This is a genomic window from Brevibacterium sp. FAM 27836, assembly GCF_051351055.1.
Classification (GTDB): Bacteria; Actinomycetota; Actinomycetes; order Actinomycetales; family Brevibacteriaceae; genus Brevibacterium.
On sequence record NZ_CP195711.1, the window covers coordinates 2,383,785 to 2,404,411 of the forward strand.

Annotated in this window: 11 protein-coding genes and 1 tRNA gene; 6 read left to right on the plus strand and 6 right to left on the minus strand. The window is 65.6% G+C overall.

All coding sequences use genetic code 11. From position 1 onward, the window contains the following. Positions 1-57: 57 nt before the first annotated feature. Positions 58-1,329: a threonine ammonia-lyase IlvA gene (gene ilvA / locus ACSE4D_RS10650; protein ID WP_039209495.1), complete on the minus strand. Its 1,272-nt coding sequence runs from the start codon at positions 1,327-1,329 to the stop codon at positions 58-60. 196 nt (positions 1,330-1,525) lie between these two features. Here ilvA and ACSE4D_RS10655 point away from each other — a divergent pair, with 196 nt between their 5' ends. After that, complete coding sequence (locus ACSE4D_RS10655) at positions 1,526-4,135, plus strand: maltokinase N-terminal cap-like domain-containing protein (RefSeq protein WP_425120411.1); 2,610 nt, start codon at positions 1,526-1,528, stop codon at positions 4,133-4,135. A gap of 122 nt (positions 4,136-4,257) precedes the next feature. Beyond that, positions 4,258-4,345 (plus strand) — tRNA-Ser (locus ACSE4D_RS10660). A gap of 186 nt (positions 4,346-4,531) precedes the next feature. Here the strand turns inward: ACSE4D_RS10660 and ACSE4D_RS10665 are convergent. Next, positions 4,532-5,959, minus strand: a complete 1,428-nt coding sequence (locus ACSE4D_RS10665) for an APC family permease (RefSeq protein WP_423058599.1) — start codon at positions 5,957-5,959, stop codon at positions 4,532-4,534. A gap of 312 nt (positions 5,960-6,271) precedes the next feature. Here ACSE4D_RS10665 and ACSE4D_RS10670 point away from each other — a divergent pair, with 312 nt between their 5' ends. Both ACSE4D_RS10670 and ACSE4D_RS10675 read left to right on the plus strand, forming a co-directional pair. Then, on the plus strand, positions 6,272-7,354 hold the full coding sequence (locus ACSE4D_RS10670; protein ID WP_425120410.1) for an MBL fold metallo-hydrolase: 1,083 nt from the start codon (positions 6,272-6,274) through the stop codon (positions 7,352-7,354). A gap of 25 nt (positions 7,355-7,379) precedes the next feature. Further along, on the plus strand, positions 7,380-8,573 hold the full coding sequence (locus ACSE4D_RS10675; RefSeq protein ID WP_425120409.1) for a C45 family autoproteolytic acyltransferase/hydolase: 1,194 nt from the start codon (positions 7,380-7,382) through the stop codon (positions 8,571-8,573). Positions 8,574-8,637: 64 nt separating this feature from the next. On the opposite strand, the gene ACSE4D_RS10680 is transcribed toward ACSE4D_RS10675, so the two are convergent. After that, complete coding sequence (locus ACSE4D_RS10680; RefSeq protein ID WP_425120408.1) at positions 8,638-9,651, minus strand: hypothetical protein; 1,014 nt, start codon at positions 9,649-9,651, stop codon at positions 8,638-8,640. A 41-nt stretch (positions 9,652-9,692) separates the two neighbouring features. Beyond that, entirely contained in the window at positions 9,693-10,355 is a 663-nt protein-coding gene (locus ACSE4D_RS10685) for a TetR/AcrR family transcriptional regulator (RefSeq protein ID WP_425120407.1), read from the minus strand. A gap of 135 nt (positions 10,356-10,490) precedes the next feature. Here ACSE4D_RS10685 and ACSE4D_RS10690 point away from each other — a divergent pair, with 135 nt between their 5' ends. Continuing rightward, positions 10,491-13,451, plus strand: coding sequence for an MMPL family transporter (locus ACSE4D_RS10690; protein ID WP_425120406.1), 2,961 nt, complete (start codon positions 10,491-10,493; stop codon positions 13,449-13,451). After that, positions 13,448-15,838 carry a YhgE/Pip family protein gene (locus ACSE4D_RS10695; RefSeq protein ID WP_135539881.1) on the plus strand — a complete coding sequence of 797 codons (2,391 nt, stop codon included), beginning with the start codon at positions 13,448-13,450 and terminating at the stop codon, positions 15,836-15,838. Before ACSE4D_RS10690 ends, ACSE4D_RS10695 begins: the two co-directional genes overlap by 4 nt. A gap of 166 nt (positions 15,839-16,004) precedes the next feature. Here the strand turns inward: ACSE4D_RS10695 and ACSE4D_RS10700 are convergent, their stop codons facing one another. Further along, a complete protein-coding gene (locus ACSE4D_RS10700; protein ID WP_436325927.1) occupies positions 16,005-18,161 on the minus strand; it encodes an FAD/NAD(P)-binding protein in 2,157 nt (718 codons plus the stop codon). Beyond that, positions 18,158-20,626, minus strand: a complete 2,469-nt coding sequence (locus ACSE4D_RS10705; protein ID WP_436325928.1) for an LCP family glycopolymer transferase — start codon at positions 20,624-20,626, stop codon at positions 18,158-18,160. Before ACSE4D_RS10705 ends, ACSE4D_RS10700 begins: the two co-directional genes overlap by 4 nt. Between the last annotated feature and the right edge of the window lies 1 nt (position 20,627).

Here is a 20,627-nt window from a genome sequence, read left to right on the forward strand (position 1 = left end):
CTCAGGCGATCATCCGCCACTCAGCAGCGGCGAGCCGCCAAGTTGCGCAACCCAACCTCAGGCGAAGAGGCGGAACATCGGCGAGTTCTGGTGAACGCGCTCGACCTCGATCGATGAGGCTTCCATCCGCTCGAGCAGGTTCGGCAGGTCCTCGGCATAGCCGAGCTGGATGCCGACGAACGCCGGTCCGGTCTCACGGTCGGAGCGTTTGACGTACTCGAACATCGCGATATCGTCCTCGGGTCCGAGCACCTCGTTGAGGAACCGGCGCAGTGCACCGGGCTCCTGCGGGAAGTCGACGATGAAGTAGTGCTTGAGGCCTTCGTGGACAAGCGAGCGTTCGAGGATCTCCGGGTAGCGGGAGATGTCGTTGTTGCCGCCGGAGACCAGGCACACCACGGTCGATCCGGGTTCGATCGTGATCGGCTTGTCGGAGTCCGGTCCCCCGATCCCGGCAGAGGCCAGGGCTCCGGAGGGTTCGGCGATGATTCCGTCGACCTGGTACATGTCGAGCATCTCGGTGGCCACCGCGCCTTCGGCGACGGGGCGGATGTCGAGTCCGTGTTCGGCGATGACGTCGTAGGTGATGTTGCCGGCCCGGCGCACGGCAGTGCCGTCGGCGAAGCGGTCGATGTTCTCCAAGGTCACGGGGTGGCCGGCCTTGAGAGCAGCAATCATCGAGGCGGCTCCGGCGGGTTCGGCGCCGATGACCTTCGTGTTCGGCATCCGTTCGGCAGCATAGGCGGCGACTCCCGCGAGCACTCCGCCGCCGCCGACGGGCACGATGATGTAGTCGGGATCGGTCTCGAGCTGTGCGTGGATCTCAGCGGCCACGGTGCCCTGACCTGCGATCGTGCGCATATCGTCGAACGCCGAAACCAGGAGTGCCTCATTGCGTTCGGCGAATCGGTGCGCCAGCGCGGAGGCGTCATCGTAGGTGGAGCCGGCGATTTCGATCGTCACCTGCTCCCCGCCGAAGTGGCGGACGCGTTCGATCTTCTGCTTCGGCGTCGTCTTCGGGACGAAGATCGTGCCCTGGATGCCCAGTTCCTTGCACGCGCGGGCGAAGCCCTGCGCATGGTTGCCCGCCGAGGCACACACGACTCCACGGGCGCGTTCGTCGGCGTCGAGCTGGAGCATGAAGTTGAAGGCGCCGCGGATCTTGTAGGACCGCACCATCTGCAGGTCCTCGCGCTTGAGGTAGACCGTGGAACCGGTTGCGGTCGTCAACCGCTCGCAGATCTGAAGTGGCGACAGGATGACGGAATCGGAAATTCGCAGCGCAGCCGCCTCGACCTCGCCGGCGAGTGTGAGCTTCTGGGGTGTCATGTCTGTTTCAACCACCAGACTATTGTGCGCCCTTTGTCTTGCCATTTGGCAACTCGTATCGACATGAGGACACCTCGCACCCGCCAGAACCCCGTGATTCGGCTCCCGACTTCGGGGTTTCGGGTGCGCCCTGAACCGCGAACACCCCATATCATGATTGGATGGAGGATGCCCGTAATCCCTTCTAGGAGACGTCATGGCCATCAGCAGTGAGCTCGAACAACTGTTAGCCAGCTGGATACCCCGACAGCCGTGGTTCCCCAAGCACGCAGCAGATTTCGGGACCGACCCCGACATCACCCCCATGTCGGTGGCCCGCGCGTTCACTTACACCGCCGAGGAGCTCGGCGGCTTCGCCGGTCTGGTGACCGTCATCTCCGTCGGCGATGGCCCGACCCTGCGTCGTCTCAACATCCCCCTGACCCTGCGCGGTGCCGAGGACATGCACCTGCGCCACGCCCTCATCGGCCGGATCGATGACCTCGCACTCGGCACCGTCTACGTCTATGACGGCGCCGCCGATCCCGTCTTCGTCAACCTCATGGCCGACGCGATCACGAAGCGCAAGGTCTTCGACGGCGGGCAGCTGTCCACGGAATCCCTGCGCCATAGCCAGGAGAAGACCGAGGCCCGGGACCGTGCGCCGATGCCGTTCCCGGTTACCGCGAACGGGGGCGCCGCCTCGGCGAATGGATCGACGAACACCGCCGCCGAGGCGGTCCCACCGAAGCCATCGATCGGTGACCTCACGGTGGGGGCGGAGGACGTCATGCCCGTTGAGATCCGCCCGATCGAGGTCTCGGACTCCGGACAGCACAAGTCGACCGTCGTCATCCACGACGAATACGAGCCGATGGAGCTCTCCTTCTTCCGCGTCCTCGAGAACGGAATGCCGTCATCGCTGACGATTCCCGTCCTCCTCACCGAGGCGGGGTCGCGCAGCGTGCCCGAGGTCATCGGCTGGGGCTCGGGCCGCTGGTACGACATGTTCGAGGTCCAGGAGATGGAGGCGCCGATGGCGCTGCTCTCCCACGTCGATGTGGACGCCGAGCCCGCTTGGCGGGAGGCCGTCAATACGGTGTGCGCCGTCGACTCCGGTTCGATCGGGGCTTACAACGCCCACGCTGCGGAGATGGGCCGGCGCATCGGAGAGCTGCACACGGACATGGCCGCCGAGTTCGGTGTCGTCGAAGGCGCCGGTGAACCGACGAGGCAGCTCGTGCAGAAGTGGGTCGAACGCATCGACTGGGCGCTCGGCCGGGCACCTCTGGCCCTGGATTCGCTGGTCCCGGAGCTGCGCGGGCACCGTGCCCGGCTGCAGGGACTCGAGACCATCGGCACCCTGCAGAAGATCCACGGCGAGCTGACGCTCGACCACGTGGTCAGCTCTTCGACCGACGGCTATTCGGTCGTGAAGTTCACGGACTCGACGAACTCGGATCCGAAGCCCGCCGCCTTCGACCTCGTGGCACTGCTGCGCAGCATCGACTACGCCGCCGGCTTCGCTCGTTTGCAGCGCACTGATGCGCTGGACTCCGAGGACGGCTCGCTGGTCGTCAGCGGCTTCGGCAATGATCCGGGGGCGCTTCGTGCGATCTTCGATTCGCCCGAATACCTGTGGGCTTCGCAGGTGCAGAACTCGCTGCTGTCCGGATATTCGCGTGCTCGCGGTGACAGCATCGGGCTGAACGATCCCGTGCTGCGCGCGGCGCTGGTCGACCGACTTCTCGTCGAGGTCGTCACCGAACTGCGCAACCGCCCGAACTGGCTGTCCGTGCCGCTGGCCACGCTCACCCTCGTCCTCAAGGGCAAGCCGTCCCGCACCGAAGAGGCCGCCGAGACCCGTCCCAGCTGGGCCGAATCCAGCGAGGCTGGTTCTGACGCAGCCGAGGGATCGCACGCGTCCGACGCCGCCGCCGGTGGCGAGGGTTCGGGCGCGGATGCTGGGTCGAGCGACTCATTCGCCGTGGCTCCACCTGCAGACGAGGCGACAGCAGCCGATTCGGAATCTGTCGCTGCCGCACCCCGCGGAACCTCCGGTGCCGTTGCGGCTGCGATCGCGAACTCGGATTCCGATTCCGATTCCGATTCCGAAGACACGGACACCGAAAACTCTGCCTCCGGCAAGCCGTCCGGAACGAGCGAAGCGGACGAACCTGCCACCGCAGAGACCGAAGCTGCCGAGGCACCCGAGGTCGAGACCGCAACAGACGCAACGCCCGCAGCCGACGCAACTCCTGCGGCAGAGCCGACATCCGGTGACTCCGAGACCAACGAGTCCGAAACCGGTGCCCCCGAAGCCGCCGAGGTCGAGGTCGCCGATACCGCGGAGAACACCGTAGATGCCGTCGCGGACCCCGACATCGACGACGTCGAAGACTCGACCGTGGTCCCGCCTCAGGACGGTGAACCCGAAGCGGCTCCGGCTGCAGACGAAGAATTCGTCGAGGAAGAAGAATCGGAAGCTCCGGTCCGACGAGTACCGGCTTCTTTCGCGGCTCGCGGCGCCATCTCAGAGGACGCGGATAGCACGGGACATGAACCGCAGCCGGCCAAGCCGAAGGACGCACCGAAGCTGGGCAATACGTGGAACGAGCGTTCGCAGAATTCCGGCACTGACCGGGGAACGTTCGGCGAACAGGTCTCCGACCGGTCGGACAAGAGCCGAGATGAAGCCGTGGCACGTTCCGACAAATCATCGGACAAGTCCGGCGACGATTCGAAGTCTGGGAACGGTTCCGTGTTCGACGACCTTCTGGGCACCGAACGCAAGCGGAACCGGATGAAGAAGCGCAAGAAGGACTGACTGCTTCTCCTCAACCGCCAATTGGCAGATGCTGTTGCGGTTGTGAGAAACTATGGTGGCTCGACCTCGTGTCGAGCAGGCCGGGTTCATTCCATCTCTGACACAGGCGTGGACGAACCAATGGAAGCGTGTCCGAGCGGCCGAAGGAGACGGTCTTGAAAACCGTTGTGCGGCAACCCCGCACCGTGGGTTCGAATCCCACCGCTTCCGCCCAGTGAGAAGCCCCCGGACTCATCGCCAGCAGCGAAGAGTTCGGGGGCTTTCTCGTGCGCCCGGCGCGATGTGTCAGCACTCGCGGGTTCAGAATTCATACGTACTGATCAAGATCACCACTTATGAATTCTGAAGCCGCTCATGCACGCCATTTGGCGGGTATCGCACCCTGGTGCCGAAACCTCAGTCGCGAACCGGTGCTTCCGGTTCAGGAGCCTCGGGTGCCCCAGCACCCTCGGCCGACTCGGGCATCTCGGGTTCGGACATCTCGGCGTCGGCCTCAGGGTCGTCGAAGCTGCGCACGGAGCGCCGGAACCCGCGGGTCATAACGGCCAGGTAGATGACGCCGATGGTCAACCACACGAGTCCGCCGATGAGCGCCGTCTCATGCAGGCTCACCCACAGCACACCGGTGAGGATCGCTCCGATCGCCGGCATGACGACGAAGTTGAACGCCGACTTGAAGTCCACAACCTGCCGGGTCCGGAACGCGTAGTGAGCGATGACCGTGAGGTTGACGAAGGTGAAGGCGATGAGCGCACCGAAGTTGATGAGCGCAGAGATGAACTCGAGGCTGAACGACATCGCCAGCAGGCACACCGCACCGACGAGCACGATATTGAACACCGGAGTGTGCGTCTTCGGGTTGATGTAGCCGAAGGCCTTGCGTGGCAGCACGCCGTTGCGCCCCATGACGAGCAGCATGCGCGAAACGGATGCGTGTGAGGCCAACCCCGAGGCGATCGTGGCGGCGAATGCCGCGGCCAGGAAGAAGCCTTGGAAGACGTGACCGCCGGTGAGGAATCCGATCTCCGGCAGCGGATCGTCGACGATGTTGAACTGCGAGTTGTCGGGGAACAGCAGCTGCGCGAAGTAGCTGGCGACGAGGAAGATGGCGCCACCGGAGACGACGGTGAGCATGATCGCCTTCGGCATGAGGTTCACGTGCTTGGCCTCGTTCGTGTACATCGTCACGGCGTCGAAGCCGATGAACGAGAAGCACACGACGGTCGCGCCGGTGAGCAGCGTCGAGAGCTTCACGCCTTCGTGGACGAAGGGCTCGGGGCTGAACACGACTCCGGCGCCCTCGCCGTTGGTGAGGTTGACGATCGCGAAGATGCAGAAGAGAGTGACCATCGTGACCGCGAAGATGAGCAGCACGGCGTTGAAGTTCGCCGTTCCCCGCATCGACGAGGTGACGATGCCGGTCATGACGACCGTATAGACGACGACCCACACCCACGGCGGCGCATCGGGAACGAGTGACTCCATATAGAGGCGCGCGATGAGGCAGTTGACCATCGGCAGCAGCAGATAGTCCATCAGCGACGTCCACCCGACGAGGAAGCCGAGTCCCGGCGACATCGTCTCCCGCGTATACGTATAGGCCGAGCCCGCGGTGGGGAAGACCTTGACCATCTTGCCGTAGCTGAACGCCGTGAAGATCATGACGATGAGAGCGATGAGATAAGCCGAAGGCACGGCTCCCGAGGTCTCGCCGGACACGATTCCGAAGGTGTCGAACACGACCGTCGGCGTCATATAGCCGAGCCCGAGTCCGACGATGGACCACAGTCCGAGGTTGCGCTTCAGTGAGCCAGAGGCAGCCATATCAATCCTCCCCAATGAGTCTTGCCGCCCACCGGGCCGAGGACGTCGACATCGACGACCGACCCGGAAGTGATGTGCGTCATGATCTTAACGTTGAAAGTACTGAAAACGAAACCCTCGCCGAGGATTTCCTTGAGTATCAGTGCCAAATCGCAACGTTTACGATGGGGAACGGCAAGTTGAACGACGATATCGGTAGTCCCGACAGTGAATTCCGGGCCCGGTTATCGAACGAACTGTCAGTTCTCAACGGAAACGGAGTAGATTGCAGTCAACGGACAATGTGGCCCCCATGAGAGGTGTGAGAGAAGTATGGCGATCGAAACGCTCAGTTCCCAGCAGTCGGCGGCATGGAAGGATCGCGTCCTGCCTCCGGTGGAAAAAGTCGCCGAAGGAGTCTGGGCCCTCCCGGTCCCGATCCCGAACAACCCCCTCGTCTACATCTATTGCTATGCCATCGCCGACGGAACCGGCATCGTCCTCATCGACCCAGGCTGGGACGGCAAGGACCAGTACCTGGCGCTCACCTCGGCGCTTAACGACCTCGGCTTCAAGGTCGCCGACATCCACGGAATCGCGATCACCCACTACCACCGCGACCACATCGGGCTCGTGCCCGCACTGCTCGCGAAGAACCCTGACGCGTGGGTCGCCATGCATGGCGAGGATCTGCGCGCGATCAAGCGCTTCTACACCAATGCCGTCGACCTCGGCACCGGCATCGACCCCAACCTCAACATCGCCCGCGTCTACGGTGTGCCCGAAGACCGCTGGGCCGAAGTCGAGAGCCTCCAGGTCGGGTCGAGCAAGGGTGGCTCGAAGAGCGCCTCGATGGACCTCTACAGACAGGCGATGAGCCAGCTGCCCGAGAACATCCACGTCCTCGACGACGGCACCGAACTCCCGCTCGACGAAGGCCGAGTGACGGCCATGTGGACTCCGGGACATACGTACGGACACTCGGCGTTCGTCCGCGACGAGGACAAACTGTTCTTCTCCGGCGACCACGTTCTGCCGACGATCACCCCGAACATCGGCCTCGACTCCGGCGCGATCACGCACAGCCTCGGCGACTACCTGCGCTCGCTCGAGAAGATCGGTCAGCTCGACGAGGACGTGGCGGTGCTGCCGGCCCACGGCTTCCGCTTCACCGGACTCCACGACCGCAAGGTCGAACTCGTCGAACACCACCACGAACGCCTCGGCGAGATCCGCGCGCGCATGGAAGCCACCGACGACCATAGCGTCTACTCGATCGCGGCGGGCCTGCACTGGTCGCGCGGCTTCGAGAGCCTGCACAACTTCAACCTCTTCGCCGCCCTTGCCGAAACCGCCGCGCACATGCATTATCTCGGTATCGACATCGGCGTCGGCTCTCTCGTCGGCAAGGACTGAGCCGCCGGCCGAAGGAGGAGGCACCATGAGCACCGATTTCGTCCCCGCCGCCGAGGTGCGGCCCACGACCTTCACCGTCCGCGCGAGCGACCACGTTGCCCGCGGACAGCAGCGCGGCGAGGAGCTCCGCACGGGAATCGCCTCCACCCTAGACGCGTATCGGCGCTATTTCTCGCACCTGTCCATCACCGAGGCGGCCGTGCAGTCGGCGGCAGCGTCGAGTTGGCAGCAACTCCGGGAATGGTGGCTGACCGGAGCCGAGGAGGCCGAAGCCGTGGCCGCCGGTGCTGGCATCGATGTCACCGAGCTCATGGAGATCATCGCCCGCACCGAGATCATGACCCAGGCGACGGCCGCACCGACCGAATGCTCGACCGTGAGCCACACCAGCCCAGGCGCGTCCGTAGCCGCGCAGAATTGGGATTGGGCGGTGGACTTCTCCACCCTGTGGCATTTCAACGACGTCGGTTCCGTGCCCGGGCAACACCGGCACGTCGGCATCGCCGAGTTCGGAATGCTCGGCAAGATCGGCCTCAACGAGGCGGGCGTCGGGGTGCTGCTCAACATCCTCAAGCACGCCGGTGACGAGGCCGGGGGAGTGCCCATCCACATGATCCTCGCCCGGGTCCTGGCCGAAGCCGGCACCCTCGCCGAGGCGCTCGAGATCATCGACTCGGCACCGACCTCATCGTCGTCGATCATCACCGTCATCACCGCCGAGGCGGCTGTCCAGGTCGAGATCGCCGGTGCAGCCAAGCGCGAACGACGGGTACAGGCGACGAGTTCCGCCGACGAAGAGACGGGGAAGTCCGGGTTCCTCATCCACACGAACCACTTCCTGCACCCGGATCTGCTCGACGGCGCGATGGAGCTGCGCCCCGAATCGACTTCACAGGAGCGCTACCGTCACCTCGCCGAGGCGGTCGTGCGCTTCGAAGCCGAACGTGCCGGTGCGGGTAATGACGAGGGCTCGTCCCACGGTGCCGCCTCATCGGGCGATGAAGAGCGCGCACCCGTAACGGTCGGCGATCTCACGAAGCTGCTGACGACAGAGCCGGGAGAAGCGCCAGTGTGCTGCACTCCGGCACCCGACGCCGCATACGGGAACCGATCGGCGACCCTGGTGAGCGTGCGCATCGACCCGGCGCGCAAGCAGATAGACCTCGCGCCCGGCTCACCGGCCGAAGGTTTGGACGGAAACCGCCGCTTCCAACTCTGAACCCACAATCACGCGCAGGGACGGCCACGGATCCAGTCCGCGACCTCCCGGCGACGGCGGTCTCTCAGTCGTCTGCCGCGTTCGCGCCACCTGCGGAATCATCGGAACTCTCGGCCGCCTCGGCGGCTTCCTGTTCGCGCATCTCGATGACCGCGTCGAGGGCGGAGGCGATTGCATCGTCGTTCTCCAGAGCGGCCTGGATGAGTCGCCACGGCACGAGGTCGAGGTTCTGCTCGCCGATGACGAAGCGGATGAACGGCTGCTTGCTGCGCGGATCATCGGCTTCGAGCCCGGCGCCGTAGCGCCACTGGCCGAAGGCGATGCGGCGCACCGTCTCGCCGATGAAACGCATGGCGCCGGCGGTGAAGGGAGTCTCGTCCTCGGCGATCATGTCGTCGGGTCCGTCGTAGCGGACCGCGACCTGCTTGCCCAGGCGGGCCAGGCTCTCCCGGTCGAAGCCCCACGAGCTCGGATCGGCCTGCTCCTGAGTCCAGGCGGCGATGCCCGGCTCGACGGTGCCGATGAAGCGGGAGAGGAACTCGACCTCTTCCTCACTCGAGTTCTCGGCGTTGAGCACGCCGAGTGAGAGCCCCGTGCACTTGCGTCGCGGCTGGCCGTCCCCGCCGAGGAGCTCCCTGGCCTTCTCGAGCACCGCGGTGAAGACCTCGGCGCTGCGCTGATCGACAGCGGCCAGCACGATGCCCACCAGCGGGATCGGCTCACCGGCGGCCGGGCCGTCGGCGTTGTCGGGGCGGATGAACGGCATCCCGTTGCCTGTCGACTCGTCGTGGTCCCAGACCCCGCCGATCGCACGCAGATAGGTTTCGCCGAGGTAGCGGATGAGTCCTTCGAAGAAGCGGCGGTGCTCCGGTTTGAGGATCTCCTCGGTGTTCGGGAACTTCGAGAGTACGAAGAGTTCGAGCATCGGCAGTGACTGCGGTCCGAAGTCCTTCGGGAACTTCACGGTCTCCCCATCCTCCTTCTCGAAGGTCTCGGGGAGGTCGGCGAGGACGAACGCGCCGAGGCGGACGTCCATATTGTTGATGAAAGCAGAGAATTCGCGCTGGAGTTCGTTCACGGGCACCACCTTAGTGCCTTGGGCCGCTTCGTCGAGCGTGTTCAGTCCTCGTCGTCGGGGCAGAAGTCGATGAGGTGCATGAGGACTTCGATGATGAGGCTCGGGTCGATGTCGACGTGCTCATCCATCGCCTTGCCTGCCGCTGCACTCAGCGCGATCCGGTTGAATACGGAGATGATGACCGTGAGGAAGTCGCCGATCGGCTGCTTCGTCGTCGCTCCGGCCACGTCGAGAGCCGTGGTCACCAGTGCGGCCAGACGCTCGAACTGTGAGTTGTTGAGCTCGACGTAGCGCGCGTGGAGGTGGGGCACCCGCAGGCAGTAGAGCTCGATCTCCTGCTCGGTGATGGTCTCGGCGACGGTCTGCTTCTTCTCGTTGAAGACGTCGTCGATGAACGTCGTCATCAGTGCCTTGATCTCCGGCACCTCGACCGTTGCGGTCAGCTGCTCGGTCCATCGTTGGATCGTGGCATCGAGTCGATCGAGATTCTCCTCGGTGCGCATCTCGATGATCGCGAGCACCAGGTCGTCACGGCTGGAGAAGTTCGAATAGAACGCCCCGCGGGTCAGCCCTCCGGCCTCGCAGATCTCCTCGATCGAGGCGCCGTCGATGCCGCGTACGGCGAAGACCGAGGTGCCGGCCTGAACGAGGGTGGCTCGGGTCTGGCGCCTGCGCGGGCTGAGTTCGTCTGTGTTCATCGTCATTTCGTGGCGGTGGTCCTGTCGGCGGCTGAGCATCCTATGAGAATCCGCGCGAATTCTGGGATCCATTTGCATGGATGGTGGGTGTTGCACAACAATACAATACTGTATCCAATACACTTTTGTATCGAGGTTTTCGTGTCAACTTTCCTCTACGCCCTGGGCCGTCGTGCGTATCGGACCCCGTGGCGATTCATCGCCGCGTGGCTTCTGATCTTCGTACTCATCGGTGCCGGAGTCGCAGCCTTCTCCAAGGACTTCGACAACGACTTCACGCTCCCGGGCTCGGAGGCGCAGACCGCTCTCGACTCGATGAAGTCGACGTTCCCCGAAGCCGCCGGTGTCTCCGCCTCGGTGATCGTCGTCGCCGATGACGGCGATTCGGTCGAGGACGAGAAGTACAAGGACGCGATCGAAGACGAGATCGATCGCATCGAGGACCTCCCTCACGTCGACACGGTGACCTCTCCATACTCCGACCTCGTCGAGGGCGCCATCAGCAAGGACGAGACGGCGGCCATGATCTCCGTCCAGTACGACGGGACTCAGCAGGACGTCGGCGAGGACGCCGGCGACAACCTCATCGACGCCCTCGACCCGCTGCGCGACGCCCTGCCCGGAGCGGAGGTCGAAGGCGGCGGTGAGCTCTTCCAGATCACCGGTGTCGAGATCTCCTGGGTCGAAGGCATCGGCGTCGTCATCGCCTTCATCGTCCTCCTGCTCACCCTCGGCTCCTTCCGCGCCGCAGGCATGCCGCTGATCACCGCACTCATCGGCGTCGGCATCTCCGTGCTGCTCATCGTCGGCGGCACCGCATTCGCGACGATCAACTCCTCGTCGATTATGCTCGCGCTCATGCTCGGCCTGGCCGTGGGCATCGACTACGCGCTCTTCATCGTCTCTCGCGCCCGTGACCTCCTCGCCGAAGGCCACGACCCCATCGAGGCGGCCGGACGCGCCGTAGCGACCGCCGGGTCCGCCGTCGTGTTCGCGGGCATGACCGTGATGATCGCCCTGTTCGGGCTCTCCCTGGCCGGAATCCCCTTCCTCACGATCATGGGCATCGGCGCTTCGGGCTCCGTCGCCGTGGCCGTGATGATCTCCCTGACGATGGTCCCGGCCCTGCTGGGACTCGTGAAGGCCAAGATCACGCCGAAGCCGACGAAGCGCTACCGGAAGGCCTTCGCCGCGGCCGCTCAGCGGGCGACGGACGGTACGGCCGCCTCGGCGGATGGAACATCGACCAGCGCCGAGGCGGGCGTTGGTTCCGCGACCACCGCCCCCGAGGTGACCGACCCAGAAATGCGGGAGAAGATCGCCGACGAGGCGCGCGCCGAAGGCGGCGACCCGTACCCGCCGACGATCATGAACAAGTTCTTCGCCGGGTGGCTGAAGGTCGTCACGAAGATCCCGCTGCTGACGATCGTCGTCATCGTCGGCGGACTCGCGCTCTTCGCGATCCCCGCAACCCAGCTCCAGCTGTCCCTGCCCACCGCGGGTGACCAGGAGCAGGGCACCCCGGCGCGGGCGACCTACGACCTCATCGACGAACACTTCGGGCCCGGCTACAACGGACCCCTGGTCATGACCAGCCAGATCGTGACCAGTGACGACCCGCTCGGAGACGTCGAGGAGATCGAGAAGCGCATCGAGAAGGTCGACGGCGTCGAACAGGTCATCATGGCCACCCCGAACCGGGACGCGACCGTCGGTCTGTTCCAGATCATTCCGACCACTGCCTCCGACGATCCTGCGACTCTCGACACGGTCGATCGGCTGCGGGACCTGAGTAAGGAGATCGAAGACGACTTCGACTTCGACACCGCCGTCACCGGTGCCACTGCGATTCAGATCGACGTCTCCGACCAGCTCGGCAAGGCTCTGCTGCCCTTCGGCATCTTCGTCGTCGGACTCTCTATCATCCTGCTCATGATGGTCTTCCGGTCGATCGCAGTGCCGATCAAGGCCACCGGCGGCTTCCTCCTGTCCGTGTTCGCCTCCTTCGGTACGGTCGTCCTCGTCTTCCACGACGGACTCTTCGCCGCCCCCTTGGGGATCGATTCGACTGGGCCGGTCATCAGCTTCCTGCCGATCATCGTCATGGGCATCCTCTTCGGCCTGGCCATGGACTACGAGGTGTTCCTCGTGTCCGGCATGCGCGAAGCCTATGTCCACGGGGCCTCGGCCAAGGAGGCCATCCGGGCCGGCTTCGCCTCGTCGGCCCGCGTCGTCTCGGCCGCGGCGATCATCATGTTCTCCGTCTTCGCGGCCTTCGTGCCCGCCGGTGAGCCGATCATCAAATCCATCGCCCTGGCCCTGGCCTCGGGAATCTTCGTCGACGCGTTCCTCGTGCGCATGTCGCTGGTGCCCGCGATCATGCAGCTCCTCGGCGACAAAGCCTGGTGGCTGCCGAAGTGGCTCGATCGGATCCTGCCGCGCCTCGACGTCGAAGGTGAGGGACTGGCCCACGAGGTGGCGCTGCGCGATTGGCCGGAGCCGAACTCGGACTACCGGGTCTACGGTCGCGGAATCGGCGTGTATTCGGGGGAGCGCGGCTTCGCCCGCGTCGACATCTCGCTGCGGCCCGGACAGATCCTCGTCGCCAGCGGCGCCGCGCGCAGGGCCCTGCTGCTGGCCGTCTCCGGCCGCGTCGGGCTCACGGCCGGAGAGATGAAGATCGGCGAGAACGTCCTGCCCGAACACTCCGGACGGGTCCGCCGCCAGGTGCCGTACTTCGACCTCACTTCAGGCGGAGCCGACCAGGCGATCAGCCCGCGCGACATCTCTCGGATGGCCGCCTCGGCGCCGGACCTGCTCATCATCGACGGTGCCGAGCACCTGAGCGAAGGAGCACGGGACGCGGCCGGACCCGGACGCGACCTGCGCGACCTCCTGCCGCAGCTCGTCGCAGACGGCACCACCGTCGTCCTCGGCCTGCCCGACGGCGATGTGACCGGGATCTTCAGCCCCGACACGAACTACTTTCACCTCGACCTCGACGAAGCTCGGCCCGATGGACGAGGCGAAACCGACAGCGAATCAGGCGGCGAACACACCCACGCCGCTGACAGCACCAACATGGAAGGCGTGCAGTCGTGAGACTCGAACGTGCGAACTCGAAGCGACCGGTGAACTGGCTCTCCCTCCTCGGCCTGGTCCTCATCCCCATCATCGTGGCGGCCGGATTCATCCTCGCCACCTGGAAGAGCGGCGACCGCCTCGACACCATCGAGGCGGCCGTCGTCAACAACGACGACGGCGCGAAGGTCGACGGCAAGACCGTGCCGATCGGGCGACAGCTCACCAGCGGCCTCGTGGGCGAGGATGAGAACAACATCCACTGGGTCATCACCGACGAAGACGAGGCTGAGAAGGGGCTGTCCGACGGCAAGTACGCCGCGCAGCTGACGATCCCCGAAGGCTTCTCCCGCGCAGTGACCTCGGTCGACGACGCGAAATCGGCGACCCAGACGCAGATCGACGTCGATGTCTCGGGCACAGTACCGGCTTTGGACACGCAGATCTCCCGTTCCGTCGCCGAGGTGGCCCGCACGACCTTCAATACGAAGATGACCGAGACCTACCTCGACAACATCTACGTCGGCTTCAACGAGATGGGCGAGCAGATGAAGGACCTCGGCGACGCCGCCGGGGAACTCGACAAGGGCGCCGAAGGACTCAAGGAAGGCACGGACAAGTCCGCGAGCGGCGCGGGTGAACTGGCTGCGGGGATGGAACAGCTGGGCAAGTCCGGCGGCGAACTCAAGACCGGTGCCTCGGACCTCTCTGACGGTGCCGGAGAGCTGTCGAAGGGCGCTTCCCAGTTGTCCGGAGGCCTGAACGAACTCGACAAGAAGACAGCGAAACTTCCCGACAGCACCCAGAAGCTCGCCGACGGTTCCGGCGAACTCTCCGACGGAGTCGACGAATACACGAAGTCGATCGACGAGATCATCAAGGGCTTCGCCGGATCCGGTGACTCCGGCGAAGGCGGACTCGACGACCTCGTTGACGGGGGAAAGAAACTCGACAAGGGCGCGCAGGGCGTGTCCAAGGGGGCCTCCGGCCTCTCCGATGGTCTGCACCAGTACCGTGACGGTCTCAAGAAGGGCGCTGACCAGGCCGATCAGCTGGCCGGTGCGAAGCCGGATCTCGACGGGCTCGTGAAGGAGGACATCATGACCGCGGCCGAGGCGAAGCAGGCGCGGGCCGAGATGTGCCCGACCGGCACCCCCGATCAGGTCTGCAAGGGCATCGAACAGGCCTACGCGCAGGGCCTGCTCAACGGCACGTCGGGTGGACTCAACACCGCCGTCGACGGGCTCGAGCAGGAGAAGGACGGCGCCTCTCTCCTCGGCGGGTCCGATGAACTCGCTGACGGCGCATCGGAGCTCTCCGACGGTGTGAGCAAGTTCGTCAAGGGACTCGAGGACGGCCTCGGGAAGCTGACGAAGGGCATGGCGGACATCTCGAAGAACGCTCCGAAGCTGCTCAAGGCCTCTCAGGGTCTGCGGGACGGTGCCGCCGGTGTCGCCGACGGCAACCAGCAGCTCGCCGACGGGATGCCGGCCCTGTCAAAGGGCGTCGGGCAGCTCGCGGACGGTTCTTCAGAGCTCTCCGACGGAGCCGGGCAGCTCTCCGCGGGGCTCGACGAGTACAGCACCGGTGTCGGCAAGTACACCGACGGTGTCTCCGAGGCCGCGACAGGCACCTCCGATCTGGCGGCCGGACTCGACGAACTCGACAAGGGCACCGGCAAATACGCGAAGGGTGTCAGCAAGTTCGCGGACGGAGTCAAGGACGGAGCGGACGATGTGCCCTCCTACACGGCTCCGGAACGCGACCAGCTGTCGAAGGTCGCCTCGGCGAACATCAAGGCCCCGAGCCCGGATGGTCTGACGAACGTCCTGGCAGGATCGACGATCGCGCTGCTGATCATGCTCGCCCTGTGGATCGGCGGGCTCGTCACGTACACGGTGCTCAAACCGATTCCGGCCTGGGCCCTGCTGTCGACGAAGCCCTCGCTCGCCGTGTGGGCCCGAGGTCTGCTGCCCGGCGTGGTCGTCGGTGTGCTGCAGGCGCTCGTGCTCTCGATCCTCGCGGTGACCGTGATGGACATCGATGCGGTCCAAGGCTTCGACATCGCGGTGCTCACCTTCGCCTCGGCGATCGTGTTCATGATCCTCAACTTCGCCCTCGTGGCGTGGTTCGGCGGAGTGGGGCGGTTCCTGTCGGTGATCGCCGTGGTCCTGGCCGTGGCCGGGCGGACGATCGGCGCGGTGCCGCAGTTCTTCGACTTTGTGGCACCGATCCTGCCGCTGACCCCGTCGATGAACGGCTTCGCCGCGATCGCCGCCGGCACCACCGGACAGGCCGCAGCCTACGGCGGACTGCTGGCCTGGGCGGTCATCGGCATCGTGATGTCGCTGCTCGCGATCGTCCGGGCCCGGACCACGAAGCCCGAAGCCGCCCTGGAAATGGCGTAGCCGCCATGGCGCGGGGCGTCGGTGGCGCGGGGCGTCGGTGGCGCGGGTCTGCGAATAGCCCAGTCTGAGTTGGATAGCCCACGTTTGAAGCTGGGCTGTGCACCTTAAACTGGGCTGTTCGCGTTCAGTGCTCGGCGTCTGGCGTCTGGCGAGAGCCCGCGGGGCTTCAGAGGAGGTCGAGGATCGCCTCTGCAACGGCGTGTGAGTCGTTGAGTGTGGCCGCATCGGTGCCGGGGTTCGCGGCGATCGCCAGACCCCACTGCTTCGACGACAGCTGAATGGACAATGCGAATCGGCGCGGGTTGACGTTTCCTTCGACATCGATCGTGCGATAGGGGCGAGGGGTGAGCGCGAGTCCGTTGAGGAACTTCTCCCGACCGTCGTCCAAGGTCAAGCGTGCTGCGGTGAGCTGACCGCGCTCGAGCATCCCGTACAGCAGGACATCGGCTGCGCGCGAGACGGAATTCGTCGGGGATGCGGCATCGATGACGACACTGCCCGTGATCTCACCGGCGGCCTGCGCCGAGGTGACCGTGAAGAGCTCCGGTCGCGGCCCCGGCGTTTTCGCCCCGGACGCCACATCGGCGGCCGTCCCGGATACCGCAGCGGCGTTCGCCTCACGCGCTTCGAGTGCGTCCGGGTTCTCCTCAATGCGCATATCGGGGCCGATGAAGGACACGATTCCCGCCTCGGCGAGGGCAAGGAGTTCGGCGATCCGCTGTGGGGGAGGCCCATCGCAGATGCCGGAGACGAAGCCCTCGAACCAGCCGAGGATCTCCATGTCGATGCTCACCCGATCGATGTGACCGGCGACGATGAGGTCCTTGAGCAGCAGGCGGGACTGCCACAGCACAGTGAACAATGCTTTCTCCGGGCTGCCGGTCGGACCGGCCAGGGAGCTGTGCAGGTCGGTGCGCAGGAAGTCGAGCATCCACTCGTGCAGGGAACCGGGCTCGCCGGGTTCGCGACTGGTGAACAGCTCGCCTTCGAGCGGGTTGAGCAGAGTGTGCAGAGACATGCGATCGGCAGGATCGGGCACGAGTGCCTCTTCGATCTCCGACCAGGCGAAGGCTTCGCGAGTGACGCGGCCCTGGCGGGCGGTCTCCTCGGTGGTCTCGGCGGCACCGGCATCGCCCGCCGCCTGCGGGTGGGTCTCCTGCCAGGTGCGTCGGGTCAGGTGGCGTGACACGGCCTCGCCGATGGCCTCACGCAGCTGACCGGGGTCATCGGCGAACGCTTCGGGACGGACCTGGGAGAGCGTGTGATAGTACGCCAAACGCAGATCGGCGAGGATGAGCGGCCACAGCTGGTCATTGAACCGCGCACCGGCTTTGCGCTCCCCATCGAGGTTGTCGAGTCCGGCGAGCAGCGCGACATTGTCCTTCGTGAAATACCGCAGCGGCCAGTCCCGCCGAGGATGCTCCTGACAGATCGGTTTGCTGCGATACGGGATTCCGCGACGTGATCCCAGCGCCAATCGCGGTTCGTCTCCGCTGGGCACATACTTCAGGTGCCCGCCGGGCTGCGGAAGATAGCGACCGTCGCGCTCATGAGTGAACAAGGTCTGCAGGTCGAAGTAGTTGAGCCCCATGCCACGGACGATGACACGCTCACCGGGGGCCACCTCGGCGACGGGGGTTTCTGCGGGCAGGCCCTGCGGCAGATACAGCCCGCCATTCTGCTCGGCGAACGCCGCGAGGCGGGCGCGCTCCTCCGGCTGGGCACTGGGGATGTGGCCGACGGCGAGCACGACGGCGCTGGCGACGATCGTCGTGCCGTTCTGGCAACGCACGAGCTGCTCGGGGACCGCGGCCCGTAATTCCTCGGGCGCGGATTGCGGGAGATCCATCGTGGGCAGGTCGATGACGGATTCGGCCTTCGTCGGATGCTCGACGATCTCGATGAAGTCCGGTGCGTGGGCGCGGATGCGGCGGTAGGCATCGCGGAGGTAGCGGCCGTAGAGGCTGCGGCTGGGGAACGTCGAGTGCAGCGGTTCGGTGCCGCCGTCCGCGACATACCACTCGGCCATGGACGGTCCGGTCGGCACATCATCGGGGCCGAGGAAGGTGCAACTGGAGTCGGGGAAGACCGTCTGCTCGGCAATGGTGGTGTTCATCAGCAGAGACTCGGGCTGGTCGGTGCGCCACACGATGCCGGCACCCGGCGGATACGGGTCGATGAGGTGGATAGTCAGCGCGGTCTCGGAGCTGCCAGCGAAGCGCTTCGCCGCCAACGCCACAAGCCTCTCCAGGACAGTGAGACCGCGCGGTCCGACGCCGATGATCGCGACCGCGGGGATGGGAGTCTGTGGGGTGTCGTTCACCCCTGCTCGCCGGTTCCGCCGTTAGGGCCGGGGTAGCCAGGGAAGTCGTCACCGGGCTTGTACCCCTTCGGGTAGCACTTGCCCTCAGCATCGGGCTCACCCGGCGTCGTCGTTTCGGTGGGGGCCGCCTCGGCGCCGCCTTCCTCGGTCGCACCATCGGCGGAGTCCGCAGCTTCGGCACTGTCGGCACCTGCATCCTCGGTGGCGGTGTCCTCGGACGCATCCGCACTGTCACCGGACTCCTGGGACTTGCTGCCGACGTTCGTCGGCTTCGGAGTCTCCTCGCCGTCCGATGCACCCTTGACCTCGCCGAGGATCCACTTATGGAGGACATCGAAGTCGGGGTCGTAGGTGGGGGTGACATCGTTGTTGATCTGGACCGTCGTGACGTCGCCTTTCTGCATCATCAGGGCGAGCTCGATGAAGGCCGGGATCTCGTTCTGCGGAATCGAGGTCGCGATGTTCCGGGTCGCGGAGTTCGCGAGCTTCGGATAGGCCGTGGCGATCTCCTGCGGATCGATCTGTTCGAGCGTGGTCTTGAGCATGCGCTGCTGACGGCACATGCGGTCGTAGTTGTCGCTGCCTTCGCGGGAGCGGACGTACCACAGTGCGTCCTTGCCCTTGAGCACCTGCGGGCCGGGATCGACCCAACCGTAGACCTCGTTCTTCACGCCGGACATCGACGTTCCGCCGCCCATCGGGATGGGGCGTTCGACGTCGATCTGGACTCCGCCGATGGCATCGACCACATCTTCGAACCCGGCCATATCGACCGCGGCCCAATAGTCGAGCTTCAGCCCCAGCGAGCCTTCGACAGCCTGCATCGTCGTCCACATTCCCGGTTCGAGTCCGTGGTCGTCGCCGATCTTATCGGGGTTCTGCTCACCCCACTGCCACACGGCGTTGATGAGGTCTTCGGAGGGGTCGCCGGAGGGGCGGAACCCGTCTGGCCAGGCCTTTTCGAGTTCGCTGTCTTCGGGGAAGATCGGGAACGCGAGGTTGCGGGGCACGGAGATGAGCGCGGCGTTGCCGGTCTTCGTGTCGATCGAGGCCACGAGCATCGTGTCCGGGCGTGTGCCCTCACGGTCGTCGCCGTTGTCGCGGCCCATGAGGAAGACGTTGATGTACGGCTTGTCCGCCCAGAGCTCCTCGGCGCTGTGGGCCTTGCCTGTGCTGTCACCGAAGAGGCTGGCCACAGTGTCCGACTGCACGCGTGCGAAGACGGAGCCGACGCCCAGCGGGATGCCGATGATGAGGGCCAGGGAGACGACGAGGATGCCTGCCATCTTGTTCTGCCAGGGCCGGTATTTGTGCCCGCGGCGCAGCCCGAGGTGTGACACGATCATCACGAGGATCCAGATCACGGCCACGAGCACGGCGGCGATCGCGAGGAAGTTGAGCAGAGAGGGGCTGGCGACGACCGTGGCGATAGCCCGCACCGGCCCTTTGACCAGCAGATACACGAGCCCGGCGAGGAGAGTGAGGACGAAGAGTCCGAACACGACGAGGCCGGCGGGACGGAATCGTGTGCGCAGCAGTCCGATTCCGGGCAGCAGCGTACTCAGCGAAGTCCAACCGACGAGGCTGGGGAAGGTTTCGCCGAGGCGGGAGGAATGACGGCGGGCCCGTGCCGGTCCGTGCTCGGCGGGCTTCGCGTTGTGCGTTGGGCCGTTGTCGTCGGCTCTTCTGGCGGCAGACGATGCTCCGACAGCGGATGCTGTGCTGCCCGCGCCGACCGCTGCTGCGGCCGCGGCATTGCGTGTTGATCGTGCGGCTGGTGCCTTCTTCCGGCCCTGGCCGCGGGATTCGGCGGAGTGCCGTTCGCGTGCATCGCGGCGGGTCGTCGGCGCGTCTTCCGTGCCAAAGTTGTCCGATCGGGCGGAGTCACGGGGATCCCTCGCCGAAGTGGCCGATTCGCTGCGTGCGAACGTGCGCGGGGCATCGTGGGCAGCATTGCGGTGGAAGTTCGCGTCGAAAGCGTCGGACGAGTTCGAATTCGAGTTCGCTGCGGCGGCGACTCCGGCTGCTGAAGCTCCGCTGGCGGCGGCAGCGCGCAGCATCCGTGCTTCGCGGCGAGTGCGCGGAGCTACCGGGCGCGGTGGTGGAGCATGCGGTGACCGAGCGGCGGAATCCTGGCCGGAGTTCTCGCCGGGCCGGCGGGGCTCGACTCCCTGAGTTGGTTGCTGTTGCGCGTCACGGCGGTAAGCGTCGGCGCCGTAGCGGGAATCGGCACTGTAGCCGGAATGCGCGCTGTGAGGGGAGTCTGCCTGCTCGGGTATCGACGGACGCGAGTTCTGCTGTTGCGAGCGGGCGTGCGAGCTCGACTGCGGTGTCGAATGATCGTCGCTGGCGGCGGTGTCTCCACGGAAGCGGGGGCGAGAGGAGGCGCGGAGCCGACGACCAGTTGTCTGGGAATTGGGGTCGCTCCCGTGCGGTCCGCGCTTGTCAGGGGGAAACTCTGGCAAG